Consider the following 14,290-nt stretch of genomic DNA (forward strand, 5'->3'; position numbering starts at 1 on the left):
ACCCCCCTCCAGGAGGAAACATGTCGATCAACAAAGGACGTACCGCTGCCGCAGCAACGGCGCTGTTCGGTGCGGCGGCGGCTGTCGTCGTGGCGACCGCTCCGGCCAATGCCGTGGTCAGCAGCATCACCGCACAGCCGGGCTCGGGCGGAAACTTCGGTACCACCTGTACCTACGACGTGAACGCGTCCGCGAGCGGCAACAAACTCGTGAACTTCACCGACAACGGCGTGGCGATCGGCGGCGGGGGTGTGGCTCCCTCGGGCGGCATCGCCACCGTCAAGTGGACACCCACCACCCCGGGCACGCACATCCTGAAGGCGCGCCAGGTGGGCACACTGGTCACCCGCACCACCACCGTCCAGGTGGGCCAGGGTCTCAACCTCGGCAGTCTGTGCATGGCGTTCTGAGCTACGCCCGGCGAGGGCGGAGTCGGCTACCCCGCGCCGGCTCCGCCCGTCGGTGTGTTCGGGGTGAGGCTGCAGACATGAATCGGTTGCGGTTTGCATCGGTGACCGAAGCAAACCGCAACCGATTGGACCGTCAGCGTGTCACATCGCCGGCGGCATCATCACCGTGTCGATGAGGTAGACGGTGGCATTGGCGGTCTTGATCCCGCCGCAGACCACGTTGGAGTCATTGGCCTTGAAGTCCTGGCCCGATCCGGTGACGTTCACATTCTGACCCTCGAGGGTCTTGTGCTCACCGGCGATATCCGTGGGCGGGATCTGACCCGAAACCACGTGGTAGGTCAGGATTTTCGTCAACAGATCCTTGTCCGTCTTCAGTTGGTCGACGGTGGCCGGGGGAAGCTTGGCGAAAGCGTCGTCGGTCGGCGCGAACACCGTGTACTGGCCGTTGTTGAGCGTGTCAACAAGATTCACTTCGGGATTCAGCTGTCCGGAGACGGCCGCCGTCAGGGTCTTGAGCATCGGGTTTGCGGCAGCCGCAGTCGCGACCGGTGCCGCCGCCATGCCATCGACCGACGCCGGACCCGAGGGATTGGCCTGGGCGTAGGCCGCACAACCCGGTCCGACCAGCCCGGAAGCCGGTGCCGCCATATCGCCACTGGACATGTCGCTGCTCGGCATCATGCTGGTGGTCATGCCCGACATCGGGGCGCTGGTAGTGGCATCCGACGACGAATTGTCGTCGGAGGAACATCCGGCGACGACGCCGACGGCGAGAATCGCCCCCGATGCCGCCATGAGGGCACGCTGCATTCGATTGAGAGCCATGATCATCCAATCTGTCGGTGATGAACCCACCGCCCGGCAGGTCTCGAGAAGTCATTCGCTGGAAACGGATTTCCGGATGGGTCCGAATTCCGTTCGTGCCAAATCCCATCCGATGAGCGGTCTCATGCGAATGCCCGATGAGATTGCACAGCAACGCGATTGACAGACCCGTCGTTGCTCTGGATGGGAGGAAGCTGCTGATGTACGCACATGCAGAGCGAGACGTTCGGGCAGCGTTGTCGGGCATCGTGGCGGTGGGCACCGGCGTCGCCGCCGGTGAACTCGTCGCGTTGGTGGTGTCACCGTTCGCGTCGCCCTATCACGCCGTGGGCGCGTTTCTGGTGGACCACGCTCCTGCCTGGGCACGTGAGTTCGCCATCGATCGGTTCGGCACCAACGACAAACCGGCGTTGCTGATCGGGATCGCCGTCGCGATGCTCGTCCTCGCCGCGGTCGCCGGGTTGGTGCAGGTCCGCCGTCCGCCGTGGGGGCTGGCGGTGATCGTGGGGTTTGTCGTCGTGGCGATCACGGCGGCGCTGACGCGGCCGACGGTGCGGGCACTCTATGTCGCTCCCGCATTGGTGTCGGGGATCGTCGCCGGCGTGGTGCTCGTCGTGCTCTGTCGGGGGGCGACGCCCCGCAGCGATGAGTCCCCGACCGACACTGGCTGGTCTCGGCGGCGCTTTCTCGGTGCGGTCGGGGTGCTGGCCGTGGCGTCGGCCGTCGGTGCGGTGGTCGTCCGCCAGGTAGGACGCGCCGGCGGGGTGGTCGCGGAACGGATGCGTCTTGCGTTGCCTGCCCCGCGCACCACTGCTGCCGCGGTGCCCGACGGCGCCGATGTGACACTGCCCGGCGCAACACCGTTCATGACCGACAACGCGACCTTCTACCGCATCGACACTGCGCTGCAGGTGCCGCAACTCAGCACGCGTGACTGGCAACTACGGGTGCACGGCATGGTCGATCGGGAATTGACGCTGGGCTGGGATGACCTGATGGCGATCCCCGCGGTCGAACGCATCATCACCCTCACGTGTGTGTCCAACGAGGTCGGCGGCGATCTGGCGAGCAACGCGCGCTGGCTCGGCATCCCGATGACCGAGATCCTGTCACGGGTCGGCGTGCACGACGACGCCGACATGCTGTTGTCCACCAGCGTCGACGGCTGGACGTCGGGGACACCGATCTCGGCAATCACCGACGGGCGCGACGCCATGCTCGCCTTCGGTATGAACGGCACACCGCTACCGCTCGAACACGGTTATCCGGTCCGGCAGGTGGTTCCCGGGCTCTACGGCTTCGTCTCGGCATGCAAGTGGGTTGTCGACTGGGAGATCACGAGATTCGATCGCGCCGAAGCGTATTGGACCAAACGCGGGTGGGGAGTGCAGGCACCGATCAAGACCGCCTCGCGCATCGACCGTCCGGCACCGCTGTCTCAGCATCCGCCCGGACGGATCGTCGTCGCGGGTACGGCGTGGGCGCAGCATCGCGGAATCCGCGGCGTCGAGGTGCGGGTCGACGACGGTCCATGGGAGCCCGCGACATTGGCGACGGAGTACTCGAAAGATACGTGGCGGCAATGGATGTGGGGGTGGGATGCGACGCCCGGTCAGCACACGCTGTACTGCCGGGCGACCGACGACACCGGCGCCGTGCAACCCGAGCGCCGGGTGGCCCCGATCCCCGACGGCGCCACCGGGTGGCACAGCCGGGTGTTCCGGATCGATCAGTGACGGGTCAGCGGATGCCGTCCCAGAGCTGGCGCTCGCCGCTGTTGGGATCATTTGCCGCAGTGACGGTTTCGGTGAGCAGCCCGACGGTGCGGTCGGTGAGGTCGTAGGCGGGCCAGCCGGGATCGCCGGTGGTGACGAAGTCGACCCAGACCCGGTGCGCCGTATCCACTGCGGCCCGTGAGGGATTCGGGCCGACCAGTCCCGTAGAAGTGGGGAAATGTGCGGTGTCGAAGACAAACGGGATCTCGGTGGCGTGCGCGTTGGCCAGACCTGCATTGTCGTCCGGGGTGAGCTGGTCGAAGCGGTAGATCCAGGTGGGTGCCTGCCCGCGATTCACCCGCGCCTCGGCGACCCGCGTCGCTGGGATGGCGAAGAACCAGTCGGTGACGAGCGCAGCCATCACATCGCCGGGACTGGCGTCGGGGCGATTCGCGCGATAGACGTTCACGCCGTCCTCGGACAGGCCGTACGCGCCGGCCGAGGCCATCAGCCCCGCGTCGTCGATGTATTCGATCACGCCGGGCGCGACCAGGAACAGTCGCGCCTCGTCACGGGTGGTGCCGGTCAGTACGCGGATGTCGTCGCTGGCTCCGTCGGAGATGGCATCAAGTGGGTCGACCGGAAGAGTCTCGTCGATCACCGGCGCAAAAGGTAAGAGGCTCAACGCAAGTGAACCCCACTTAGCGGGGTCGCCACCACTCTGCACCTCGGTCACCAGGTCTGCGGCGGCCTTGGAGACCTGCTCGATGGGTAGCGCAGTGATAGCTGCTCGGGTGGGATCGACTCCCAGCGTCTCGGCCAGTCGCCGCCCGACCGCGGTCGCCGTCTCGGGAGAGAGCGTGTGCGCCGTCGCGCCGGACTGGGTGATCGCTTGCGTAAACAGCCCTTTGGCGGCCGGCATGGCGAGCAATGTGCTGACACTCATGGCGCCGGCCGACTCGCCGGCCACCGTCACGCGGGCCGGATCCCCGCCGAAGGCGGCGATGTTGTCGCGGACCCACCGCAGTGCGGCGATCTGATCCTGCAGGCCGATGTTGGCGATCCCGTCGTCGAGGTACAGAAAGCCTTCGGCGGCAAGGCGGTAATTGATGGTGACGGTGACGACGCCGTCCCGGGCGAACGCGGTGCCATCGTATTCGGAGACCGAGCCCGAGCCGTTCATGAACGAGCCGCCGTGAATCCACACCAGCACCGGCAGCGACGCGGAGGTATCAGGCGTCCAGACGTTGACGTTGAGGCAGTCGTCGCCGGGGATGGTCACCTCGTGGAGGATGCGCGCGTAGGCGGGCGGGTAGTCACCCTTGGGGACGGTGGCACCGAACTCGGTGGCATCACGCACGTCGTCCCACGTGGGCGCCGGCTGTGGCGGCTGCATCCGGTTCTCATCGAAAGGCGCTGCCGCATAGGGGATACCGGCGAAGCGAAGGACGCCGTCGTCGACGGTTTTACCGGCGACCGGTCCGCTGGTGGTGGTGACGGTCGGCGAGGCGGTGGACATGGATGGATCTCCTACTTCGAGGTGACGGCGGCTGCGCGACCGAACACCATGGATTCGGTGATGTCGTCGCGGTAGTGATCGATGGCGTCGCGGTAGTAGTTGTGCCGTACCTTCCACGAGCCGCCCGAACCCGACTTCGGCAGGGCGTCCGGGGCACGTTCGACATACCCGGCCTTCAGATCCCACAGCGGCCCGCCCGCCATCGACGTCTCTCCGAGATGCGGATAGGCGTGCGTATAGGCGTGAGTAGTCATGTAGCTCAACAACTTTGCAACGGCGCGGGCGGTCATGTCGGCGCGCAGCGTCCACGACGCGTTGGTGTAGCCGACCGACCACGCGAAGTTCGGGACGTCCTCGAGGAGATGGCTCTTGAACAGGAACCGGTCGCCGGGCTTGACCTCGGCGTCGTCGACGCGGATCTTGACGTCACCGAACGCCAGGAGATTCAAGCCGGTCGCGGTGATGACGATGTCGGCGTCGAGGTGGCGGCCGGACTTCAGGAGGACGCCGGTGGCGTCGAAGCGGTCGATGTGGTCGGTGACCATCTCCACCCGGTTCTCGCGGATGTCGACGAACAGGTCGCCGTCGGGCACCATGCACATCCGCTGCTCCCACGGGTTGTACGCGGGGTTGAAGTGCACGTCGATGGGATAGTCCTCGGGCAGCTCTTTGGCGACCCCCGCGCGGATCAGCTTGCGCCCGACGGTGGGGAAGCGGTGCGTGCCGTGCACGATGGCGGCGGTCTGGGCCGCATAGCGGCTGCGGATCAGTTGATGGGCAAGCTTGGCCGGCAACACCTTTCGCAGGATCGGACTGATCCGCTGACGCTGCGACATGGACGCGATGTACGACGGCGACCGCTGCAGCATCGTCAATTCCCCGGCCTGCTCGGCGAGCGCCGGGATGAGGCTGACCGCGGTGGCGCCGCTACCGATGACGACGACTCGTTTACCGGTGTAGTCGAGATCCTCCGGCCAGTGCTGTGGATGGACGACGGTGCCGGTGAAGTCGTCGATCCCGGCGAAGCGCGCCTGGTAGGGATGGTCGTAGTCGTAGTAGCCGGTCGCGAAGTAAACGAAGCGGGTGCGGTAGGTCTGCGGTGCGTCGTCGGCCTCGGCCGCAAGTGTCCAGGTGTCGGTGGTCGAGTCCCAGTCGGCGGACTGCACCCGGTGCCCGAAGCGGATGTGCTCGTAGATGCCATGCTTGTGGGCGGTGGCCTCGACGTAGTCGCGGATATCGCCGCCCTGGGCCATCGCCTCGGGGCGACGCCACGGCTCGAAGGGGAAGCTGAGGGTGAAAATGTCGCTGTCCGAACGGATTCCGGGGTAGCGGAACAGATCCCAAGTGCCGCCGATCCGCTCCCGGCGCTCCAGGATCAGGTAGCGCAGCGCCGGGTTCTCCTCCCGCAGCCGGTAGGCCGCGTCGATACCGGACAGTCCCGCCCCGATGATGATCACGTCATAGATGTCGTCAAACCCCGTCATGGGACTCGACACTACGACCTACGGGGCAGAACTGGAACAGGTTCACCCAAAGCGAAGAGCGATCAGGGAAGCGGCCCGTCGTAGAGCGCCGCCATCGTCGTCTGGCCGTCGAGGGCTTCGCGGAGGATGTCGGCGTGACCCGAGTGATGGGCGATCTCGCGCAGCAGGTGCAGGATCATCTTGCGGATTGGCCACCACTGCCGCTCGGGCGCCCACGGGGCGGTGGCCTGCGGAATGAGGTCGTCAAGGGAGTCCGCCTCGGCGACGAGTCGCTCGATGGCGGCGCCGGCCTCGGCATAGGCGGTCAGCCACTGGTCCACGGTCTCGTCATCGGTCAGGACGTAGGCGTCGCCGAGGGACTCGAGGTCGACCGTCGCGTTCTCGTCGCGCTTGTGGATCTCGTCGGCGATGTTCTGCGTGACCAGGGTGACGTGCTTGAGGAGGCCACCCAGCGTCAGATCGCTGACCGTCGTCTTCAAGCGCGCCTGTTCCTCGGTGAGTCCGCGCATCGGGACGAGGAACATCGCGCGCTGATCGTTGAGCAGGGTGAGGATGTCTTCGCGCTCGCTGGTGACCTCGACGGTCAGGGTGACGGGGGTGTATGTGCCGGCCATGATCGGTCCTCTCGGTGGTGGTCTTCTCGGTGCTTCGGGAACCACGTTACGAGGGATTGCGGACAGGTTCGGTCCGCGTTGTTTTTGGGCCGGGCTTTGGCGGAGTTGCGCCTTTGGCAGGGGTTGCGTTGTGCCCGGCTGACGCCGGGAGTTGCGTTGACAGCGCCCCGCCTTTCATCGACAGCGCCCATGGCTTTGGGCGATGTGGCGGTTTCGAGGCCGGATGGGCGCTGTCGATGAAATTCGCGGCGCTGTCAACGCTTGACTCGCGCGCTATCCGGTGTCGCGGTCGAGTGTGGGCGCTGTCGATGAAATTTGAGGCGCTGTCAACGCTTGACCCGCGCTATCCGGTGAGCCTTCGAGGCTTGGGGGTCAGTCCTGCTTACGCAGGATGAAGCGCTGGATCTTGCCGCTCGGGGTCTTGGGCAGGGCGTCGACGAAGTGCACGGCCCGGGGGTAGGCGTGGGCGGCGAAACCGGTCTTGACCAGTTGCTGCAGCTCCTTCTCCAGCTCGTCGGTGCCGGCGACGCCGTCGGCGAGCACCACGAACGCTTCGAGGACCTCGCCGCGTAGTTGATCCGGGCGGCCGACGACCGCGACATCCATCACCGACGGGTGCGTGATAAGGACGCTCTCCACGTCGAACGGGCCGATGCGGTAGCCGGCCATGATGATCACGTCGTCGTCGCGGGCACTGAAGTAGAAGCGGCCGTCGTCGTCCATGCGGCCGGTGTCGCCGGTGAGGTACCAGGCTTTGTCCTCGGTGAAGCGGGCGGCGGTTTTGTCCGGGGCGTCGAGGTAGCCGGTGAACCACATCAGCGGACTGTGGGCGACGTCGATGGCGATCTGCCCGTCCACGATGCCGGCCGCGAATCCGGGCATCGGCTTGCCCATCGACCCGGGCACCAGCGGTTCGGCGACGTCGGGATGCCAGTGGTTGTTGATGAACATGCCGTGCTCGGTCTGGCCGTAGTGGTCCCGCACCTCGGTGTGCAGCGCCTCGCGCGCCCAGTCGATCACGTCGGGCGTGAGCGGTTCGCCCGCCGACGATGCCCGTCGGAGCTGAAAGCCACTGAACGAGGGATCCTTGGACAGCGATCGGTACACGGTCGGTGCGGCGGCGAAGTTGGTGACGCCCAGCTCGCGCAAGACCTTGGCGGTGACTTCGGGGGAGAAACCGGCGTGCAGCAACAGGTTTCGACGACCCAGCGCCAACGGTCCGAGCACCCCGTAGTAGAGGCCGTAGGCCCAGCCGGGGTCGGCAGCGTTCCAGAACACGTCGTCGGCGGCGACGTCGAGGCCGTAATGCATGTAGCAGCAGAACGAGGCCAATGCGTTCACCGGGACCGGCACACCCTTGGGTGCGCCGGTGGTGCCGCTGGTGAAGAGCAGAATCAGCGGGCCGTCGCCGCCGACCGCCACCGAATCCGTGATCGGCTCGCTGGCGGCGACGAGGTCGTCGAACTGCTCACCCGCCACCACGGTGGTCACGTCCAGGCCCGCCACCTTGTCGGCCTGGCTGGGTTCGGTGATCACGACCCGCGCGTTGCCTGCGGTCAGCCGCATCTCGATGGCCGGCGGCGCGAACGCGGTGAACAGTGGGATGTAGACGGCGCCGAGGCGGGCGATCGCCAGCAGCGCCACCACCAGCTCGGTGCGTTTGCCCATCAGGACGCCGACGGTGTCGCCGCGACCGATACCCAGGTCGGCCAGCGCGGTGGCGAAACGCTTCGACGACTCGGCCAGCTCGCCGTAGGTCAGATCGACGGTGACCAGCGCGTCGCCGTCGAGGTCGATGGTGGTGAACGCGACCGCGGCCGGATCGTGCCGGTCGACCAGCAGTTCGGCGGCGTTCGCATCCGGGGCGCCGAACGTGGCCACCCATTCGTCGAGGTGGGCCGCAACGGACGGGGCGGGAGCGGTCTGAGTCATGCCGAGTTCCTCCGGTAGAACGTGCGCAGAACCGGCGCGTGCCGATCCTCGGTAAGCTGAGTCACATTCTTCACGTCACTCGGCGCGGAGAACACCCCCGGAAGAGGGGTCGGGAGCGCAGGAGGCGACATGACGGAGCCAGATCTCGTCGTCGATGCGCTGCGTCGGGTCCGCAAGGCCAGCGGGGTGTCGCTGGCCTTCGCCGGAATGGTGCGCCAAGACCCGCGCCGCGACTTACAGACCCTCCGGCTCGAACACTTCGTCGGCAACACCCGCGGTGCACTCTCGGGTGTCAGCGTCGACGAAGGACACGGACTCGGCGGCAAGGTCATCTCGGTCAACCGGCCGGTTGCCGTCGACGACTACCTCCGCACCCCGCGAATCACCCACCGCTACAACACGTTCATCGCATCGGAGGGTCTGCGGGCGATGGCTGCGGTGCCGGTGATCGTCGACCGCGAACCCCTCGCCGTGCTCTACGGAGCCCTGCACAGCGACGACCCGATCGGCCCCCGAACCTTCGACGTCCTGGCCGGCGAAGCGCGGGCGCTCGAGCAGCAGATCGTCGCCGCGCGGCTGGCGGTGACCGGACCGTCGGGTGTCGATGAGCTGCGGGATCGGCTGACCCAGGCCTACGGCCAGCTCCGAAAGCTCGGGCGGTCGGTGGACGACGACGCCCTGGCCGGCGAGATCGCGCGGATCACCGATCTGCTGCTCGACGGGGCGTCGGCCGAGGAATCCCCGGTGGCGCTGACGCGGCGGGAAGAGGACGTTCTGGCCCTGGCGGCGCTCGGCCGCAGCAACGCCCGCATCGCCGAAGATCTGGGCCTCGGCGTGTACACCGTCAAGGGCTATATGAAGGACGCGATGGGCAAGCTCGGTGCGTCCACGCGGTTGGAAGCCGTGGTGACGGCGCGGCGGATGGGGTTGCTGCCGGGCTGAGTGTGGCTGATGCCGGCGTCGTCAGTGCTCCCGCAATTCCTTGATGAGCTCAGCCTTCTTCAGGTCGGAGTATCCGGTCAGCCCGATTTCTTTTGCCCGCGAACGGAGTTCGTCGACGGTCCAGTCCTCGTACGAGCCCGACGCACCACCCTTGTGCCCGACCTCCGACCGGGAGGTGTTGGCCGCAGCATTGGCGATGCGGGCGGACTTCTCCTTCGAGTTCCCCTCATCGCGCAGCTTCTCGTAGAGTTCGTCGTCCTTGACCGAGGGACCGGGATCTTCGGTGGGCATGGCTACTCCTGTGCTGACGATCGGACAGTGGCTCGCCTGTGGGCTCAACCGAGTGCTTCTTCGACGCTACTCGTCGAATGTCGGCGTGGCCCAGCTCACAAACGTCTAGGGTCGCTGACGAGACGTCCGGATCGGGAAGAGGAGATTTTCGTGAGCAGGCTTCGTTTCGGTTACTTTGTCGCGCCGTTCCACGCGCCTGGGCGTAATCCCACGTCAGCGATGGAGCGGGATCTCGAGTTCGCGGTCCATCTCGATCGGCTCGGGTACGACGAGATCTGGTACGGCGAGCATCACTCGGCGGGCAGCGAGATCATCGCGTCGCCGGAGATCATGATCGCTGCCGCGTCGCAGCGAGCGCACCGGATCAAGTTCGGCACCGGAGTGACGTCGCTCTCGTACCACAATCCGCTGTGGGCGGCCGACCGCATGATGCAGCTCGATCACTTGACCCGCGGCCGCGCCATCTTCGGTATCGGACCGGGATCGCTGCCGACCGATTCGGCGATGATCGGACTCGATCCCACCGACACGCGAGAGTTGTTGTCGGAGAACCTCGATATCGTCGTCAAGCTCCTGCGTGGTGAGACGGTCAGCGCCAAGACCCGTACCCACGAACTCATCGACGCCAAGTTGCAACTCGCGCCGTTCACCCCGGGCGGTATCGAGATCGCGCTCGCCGCCGTCGCCTCCCCGACCGGTCCGCGCCTTGCCGGCACCTACGGCCTCGGCCTCCTCTCGATCGGCGCGACGCTTTCGGCCGACGGGTTCGACGCCTTGTCCCACCACTGGAACGTGATGGAGGAGCGTGCCGCCGCGCATGGAACGACGGTGGACCGGTCGCAGTGGCGGCTGGTCGGGCCGTTCCATATCGCCGAGACCGAGGAGAAGGCGCGCAAACAGGTCGAGTACGGGATCGAGCAGTGGTTCGACTACTTCCAGCACGTCGCGGCGTTTCCGCAGATGGCTGTCTCGGGCAGCCGATTGACCGAGATGATCGATTACGTCACCGAGGCCGGCATCGGCGTGATCGGCACACCGGAACAGGCACGCGCCCAGGTGCAGCGTCTGTGGGACCAGTCCGGCGGGTTCGGCTGCATGCTGCAGATGGGCCATGACTGGGCCAATCCCGAAGACTCACGCCGATCCGCGGAACTGTTCGCCGATGAGGTGATGCCACACTTCCAGGAGCAGGCGCAGGCGACGCTCGACGCCGCCGAGCATGCGCGACTCGTGCGCGAGGGCTACGCGAAGAAGCAACTCGAGGCGGTCGATCACATGACCCGCAAGTACCAGGCCGAGGTCGAGGCCAAGGGCGGCGCGCCTCAGTAACTCGAGGTGACGCCGGGTGGCAACTGGCCGAACCGCAGCACGGTATCACCCAGTGCCACAAAGTAAGACGTCACCGGACCGCCACTCGGCGCGGCGTTGGGATCGGTGGGCAGCGGCCAGCGGTAGGTGACCTGCACGAAGAACGGTGTGGGGGCCGAGGCGGTGGTGTAACCGGTCGGCTTGTTGGCCGCGCCCAGATACTTGCCGGGCCGGAACAACAGCACCGCAACCGGGGAGGACACCGTCCCGCCCGAGGTGTCGAAGACGGCGAACATGATCGGCGGGCAGTTCGGAGTTCGGTTCGTCGACCGGTTGCGCGGCACCCAGTGCAGATCGCGGCGGCCCAGCGGTGGTCCGATGCTGCGCAATCCGCGTTGCACTTCCGACGACGTCAGGCTCAGACATTGACCGTTGGCTGCGGTACCGGGAGTAGTGCGGGGCGCGGCGGAGGCCGCGGGGGCGATCAGGGTGACGGCGAACGTGATGGCCGCGATGGCGGACAGGAGTGCGGTACGGCTGCGTGACATGTGGACCTCCGGTGGTGGTTTCTCCGGTGACATTGGCGTTCCGACCCACCTGGGTGTCGCGCGGCGCGAACTGGCCGTTACCGCGAGTCTGCCGAACGAATGACGCGCGGCGTTTTACCCTTGCGGTAACGCTCAACGCCGAGGATGGGGTGCCAGGCATGGCAAAGAAGAACAAGCTCATCGAGCAACTCGAAGCGCAGATCGAGGTGCTGACGGGCGAACTCGCCAACGTCGACAAGCGGTTGCGCAAGCGGATCAAGCGTGCCGAACGTGACGCGGCGACCGCGCGTGAGGAACTGGTGAAGTTCATCGCGCAGCGCGGCAAGGGGAAGAAGGACTCCGGCGACGGGAAGAAGGCGTCCGACAAGAAGACGCCGGCGGACAAGGCTGCGCTGGAAAAGCCTGCCGGGGCCAAGACTGGAGCCAAGGCGAAGCCGAAGCCGGAGTCAAAGGCGAAGCCGGAGAACGACAAACCCGCGGCGCGCACCGCCGAGCCGGCCAAGCCCGTGGTACCAAGGGCGGAGGCACCGCGACCTACGGCACCAAAGACGACTGCACCAAAGGCGGCGTCGCCCAAGACAACTCCGAAACCGGCTGCCCCACCACCCGCCTCCACTCCCAAGGTCGAGGCGCCGAAACCGCTGCCGACCGAGTCGCCTGCGCGCAAGGCCGTCGCGAATTGGCCCGCCGCAGAAAAACCGGCGTCGGCGACCGCCAACCCCGCCGGTGCGCCGAAGAAGGCCGCCCGCAGCGGACCCACCGTCGCCGAACTGAAGGCCGAAGCCAAGGCCAAAGGCGTCAAAGGTTATTCGACGATGAACAAGGCGGAGTTGCTCGCCGCGCTCGGGCGGTAACCGTCAGACGCTGCTGATGCCGTAGGTGTGCAGCTTGCGGTAGAGCGAGCTGCGCGACATACCCAGTACGGTGGCGGCCCGCATCCGGTTGCCCCCGGATTCGTCGAGGGCCGAGATGATCGCATCGCGTTCGGCGGTCTCGAGCTGGGTCAGTGTGCGCGAACTGTTGCTGCGGCAGTACCCCGGAAGGTCGGCCACTTGGATCTCGCCGACCGGTCGTCGTCGTAGCGCGGTCCCGAGTGCGTCCCGGAGCTGAGTGATGTTGCCCGGCCAGGAGAATGCGCTGATGGCTCGGGACGCCTGCGGACTGATCCGCGTACAGCGTTGGGGAGCCAGGGTTTTCACGATCCGCGCGGTGAGGGTCGAGAGATCGCGGCTCCGCAGGCGCAGCGGTGGAACGGTGACCGAACTGCCAAAATGGTCGAGGAGGTCGGCGAAAGGTCCGACGACGTCACCGTCGATCGGCGCGGCCGTCGCCGCGATGTGGTGACCGGCTGCGACGGCGTGGGCGACCAGGGCGGTGAGTTCGGCGTGGCCGTGCGGACCGACCTGGTCGAGATGTCGGATGACGACGAGCGCAGGTCCGGCGGTATCTCGGCGGAGTGTGCTGACCTGCTCTCCCCGTTCGATCCGTGCGGCATCGACGATCACGACCGGTGCCGATCCGTGCAGTTCACCGAAAGCCTCCGAGATCGCCGACAGGCGTCCGGTGCCGGGTTCGCCGAGCACGAGGACGGCGGTGTGGGTGGCCAGCGCGTCGGTCGTCTGCGTCAGGGCCGACCGCCAGGCGGGGGTGTGCATCTGGTGCGCGGACGATGTGGGCGTCGCGACGGATTGCGGTGCGGCGAGGGCGGGTTGGACGTGCAAGCCGATATCCGGGTGTACCTCGTCGAGCAGCAGCACCATGCCGACCGGGTCGCCGTCGCAGGTGATGCGACTGGTGCGCAGGCGGATCGCGCGCCCGTTCTCGAGGGTCACGGTGTGCAGGCCGCGATCGTGCTTGGTCATCAGGAACTCGGCGTACTGGGCGACGGTGTGCTGTTCGTCGGGCGAAAGCAGATGGCGGGCATGTTCATTCACCATGATGGACTCGCCGACGGCCATCACTGACTGGCGGGGCCGGGCATCGGCCCGCAGGTAGGTCTCGAAGAGTGCGCGTTTGGCCTGACTGCGGTCGAGCAGCAGATTGCGACTGATCTCGGTGGCCGCGGACCGCACCAAGGCCTCGACCAGTGTCGTCCAACTATCGGCCAGCATGCTCACGTCGAGCACTCCGGCGACACGCCCGGTCAGAGGATCGAAGATCGGCGCCCCGGTGCACGCGAACTGGATCAACGTCTGGTTGAAGTGTTCGCAGCCGACGACGCTGACCGGGGCGCCGACCTCGAAGGCGGTGCCGACGCCGTTGGTGCCGCAACCGGTCTCCTCGAACGAGAAGCCGCGCTGGAAGTCGACGCGGTCGAGGACGCGACCGACCGCCGTGGAGCAGTCGCGGCGGTCGATGATCCGCGCGCGTGAGTCGGTGAGGGCGATGGTGACCGGGACATCCGCCATGTCGTCGGTCAGCCGTTCGATCACCGGACGTGAGCATCGCGCCAGCCGGGAATCGAAGTCGATGTCCTCGTGGAAGGTGACGCGGTAACGGTCCGCGTCGACTCCGGCGGACTGGCTCCGCTCCCACGACGCGGCCACCACGTTTCCCACCCCGGCAGCACCCGCCGGGCCGTACTCCAGAAAGTCGGCGCGAGCTGCGGCGATACGGAGTTGGTGCTCACGCAGTTCGGTCATCGACGTCGGACTTCCTCTCCTCAGGCCACCCCCCCATTGTGAGGCGTACCACACCCG

General features: G+C 66.8%; 13 protein-coding genes. 5 read left to right on the forward strand and 8 right to left on the reverse strand.

Going from position 1 to position 14,290, the window contains the following annotated elements; translation table 11 throughout:
- Positions 1–20 precede the first annotated feature (20 nt).
- Positions 21–410 (forward strand): hypothetical protein, encoded by a 390-nt coding sequence (locus AAFP30_RS06255; protein WP_419229007.1) that lies wholly within the window; start codon positions 21–23, stop codon positions 408–410.
- A gap of 141 nt (positions 411–551) precedes the next feature.
- Here AAFP30_RS06255 and AAFP30_RS06260 read toward each other — a convergent pair whose 3' ends face one another.
- Complete coding sequence (locus AAFP30_RS06260; RefSeq protein ID WP_419229008.1) at positions 552–1,238, reverse strand: fasciclin domain-containing protein; 687 nt, start codon at positions 1,236–1,238, stop codon at positions 552–554.
- 200 nt (positions 1,239–1,438) lie between these two features.
- Between AAFP30_RS06260 and AAFP30_RS06265 the strand changes: the two genes are divergently transcribed.
- The gene (locus AAFP30_RS06265; RefSeq protein WP_419229009.1) at positions 1,439–2,974 is read left to right on the forward strand and encodes a molybdopterin-dependent oxidoreductase; all 1,536 of its coding nucleotides are present in this window, start codon (positions 1,439–1,441) and stop codon (positions 2,972–2,974) included.
- Positions 2,975–2,978: 4 nt separating this feature from the next.
- Here AAFP30_RS06265 and AAFP30_RS06270 read toward each other — a convergent pair whose 3' ends face one another.
- From AAFP30_RS06270 to AAFP30_RS06285, 4 genes are all read right to left on the reverse strand, one after another.
- Entirely contained in the window at positions 2,979–4,472 is a 1,494-nt protein-coding gene (locus AAFP30_RS06270; protein WP_419229010.1) for a carboxylesterase/lipase family protein, read from the reverse strand.
- Between the two features lie 11 nt (positions 4,473–4,483).
- Positions 4,484–5,956 (reverse strand): flavin-containing monooxygenase, encoded by a 1,473-nt coding sequence (locus AAFP30_RS06275; protein ID WP_419229011.1) that lies wholly within the window; start codon positions 5,954–5,956, stop codon positions 4,484–4,486.
- Positions 5,957–6,018: 62 nt separating this feature from the next.
- On the reverse strand, positions 6,019–6,570 hold the full coding sequence (locus tag AAFP30_RS06280) for a DUF664 domain-containing protein (RefSeq protein WP_419229012.1): 552 nt from the start codon (positions 6,568–6,570) through the stop codon (positions 6,019–6,021).
- 372 nt (positions 6,571–6,942) lie between these two features.
- Complete coding sequence (locus tag AAFP30_RS06285; protein WP_419229013.1) at positions 6,943–8,502, reverse strand: AMP-binding protein; 1,560 nt, start codon at positions 8,500–8,502, stop codon at positions 6,943–6,945.
- 129 nt (positions 8,503–8,631) lie between these two features.
- On the opposite strand from AAFP30_RS06285, the gene AAFP30_RS06290 reads away from it, so the two are divergent.
- Complete coding sequence (locus tag AAFP30_RS06290) at positions 8,632–9,444, forward strand: LuxR C-terminal-related transcriptional regulator (protein WP_419229014.1); 813 nt, start codon at positions 8,632–8,634, stop codon at positions 9,442–9,444.
- 21 nt (positions 9,445–9,465) lie between these two features.
- Here AAFP30_RS06290 and AAFP30_RS06295 read toward each other — a convergent pair whose 3' ends face one another.
- On the reverse strand, positions 9,466–9,735 hold the full coding sequence (locus AAFP30_RS06295; protein WP_419229015.1) for an SAP domain-containing protein: 270 nt from the start codon (positions 9,733–9,735) through the stop codon (positions 9,466–9,468).
- 150 nt (positions 9,736–9,885) lie between these two features.
- On the opposite strand from AAFP30_RS06295, the gene AAFP30_RS06300 reads away from it, so the two are divergent.
- Positions 9,886–11,064: an LLM class flavin-dependent oxidoreductase gene (locus AAFP30_RS06300; RefSeq protein ID WP_419229016.1), complete on the forward strand. Its 1,179-nt coding sequence runs from the start codon at positions 9,886–9,888 to the stop codon at positions 11,062–11,064.
- Here the strand turns inward: AAFP30_RS06300 and AAFP30_RS06305 are convergent.
- Positions 11,058–11,591, reverse strand: coding sequence for an LppP/LprE family lipoprotein (locus tag AAFP30_RS06305; RefSeq protein WP_419229017.1), 534 nt, complete (start codon positions 11,589–11,591; stop codon positions 11,058–11,060). The genes AAFP30_RS06300 and AAFP30_RS06305 overlap by 7 nt on opposite strands.
- A gap of 158 nt (positions 11,592–11,749) precedes the next feature.
- Here AAFP30_RS06305 and AAFP30_RS06310 point away from each other — a divergent pair, with 158 nt between their 5' ends.
- Positions 11,750–12,445, forward strand: a complete 696-nt coding sequence (locus tag AAFP30_RS06310; protein ID WP_419229018.1) for a hypothetical protein — start codon at positions 11,750–11,752, stop codon at positions 12,443–12,445.
- 3 nt (positions 12,446–12,448) lie between these two features.
- On the opposite strand, the gene AAFP30_RS06315 is transcribed toward AAFP30_RS06310, so the two are convergent.
- On the reverse strand, positions 12,449–14,233 hold the full coding sequence (locus AAFP30_RS06315; RefSeq protein WP_419229019.1) for a sigma-54-dependent Fis family transcriptional regulator: 1,785 nt from the start codon (positions 14,231–14,233) through the stop codon (positions 12,449–12,451).
- Between the last annotated feature and the right edge of the window lie 57 nt (positions 14,234–14,290).

The sequence above is a fragment of the Gordonia sp. CPCC 205515 genome, assembly GCF_048537925.1.
GTDB lineage: Bacteria > Actinomycetota > Actinomycetes > Mycobacteriales > Mycobacteriaceae > Gordonia.

Coding starts and splice junctions, on each gene's coding strand:
- AAFP30_RS06315 (WP_419229019.1), bottom strand. CDS start 14,233: ATGACCGAACTGCGTGAGCACCAACTCCGTATCGCCGCAGCTCGCGCC.
- AAFP30_RS06255 (WP_419229007.1), top strand. CDS start 21: ATGTCGATCAACAAAGGACGTACCGCTGCCGCAGCAACGGCGCTGTTC.
- AAFP30_RS06310 (WP_419229018.1), top strand. CDS start 11,750: ATGGCAAAGAAGAACAAGCTCATCGAGCAACTCGAAGCGCAGATCGAG.
- AAFP30_RS06280 (WP_419229012.1), bottom strand. CDS start 6,570: ATGGCCGGCACATACACCCCCGTCACCCTGACCGTCGAGGTCACCAGC.
- AAFP30_RS06260 (WP_419229008.1), bottom strand. CDS start 1,238: ATGGCTCTCAATCGAATGCAGCGTGCCCTCATGGCGGCATCGGGGGCG.
- AAFP30_RS06290 (WP_419229014.1), top strand. CDS start 8,632: ATGACGGAGCCAGATCTCGTCGTCGATGCGCTGCGTCGGGTCCGCAAG.
- AAFP30_RS06270 (WP_419229010.1), bottom strand. CDS start 4,472: ATGTCCACCGCCTCGCCGACCGTCACCACCACCAGCGGACCGGTCGCC.
- AAFP30_RS06305 (WP_419229017.1), bottom strand. CDS start 11,591: ATGTCACGCAGCCGTACCGCACTCCTGTCCGCCATCGCGGCCATCACG.
- AAFP30_RS06295 (WP_419229015.1), bottom strand. CDS start 9,735: ATGCCCACCGAAGATCCCGGTCCCTCGGTCAAGGACGACGAACTCTAC.
- AAFP30_RS06285 (WP_419229013.1), bottom strand. CDS start 8,502: ATGACTCAGACCGCTCCCGCCCCGTCCGTTGCGGCCCACCTCGACGAA.
- AAFP30_RS06265 (WP_419229009.1), top strand. CDS start 1,439: ATGTACGCACATGCAGAGCGAGACGTTCGGGCAGCGTTGTCGGGCATC.
- AAFP30_RS06275 (WP_419229011.1), bottom strand. CDS start 5,956: ATGACGGGGTTTGACGACATCTATGACGTGATCATCATCGGGGCGGGA.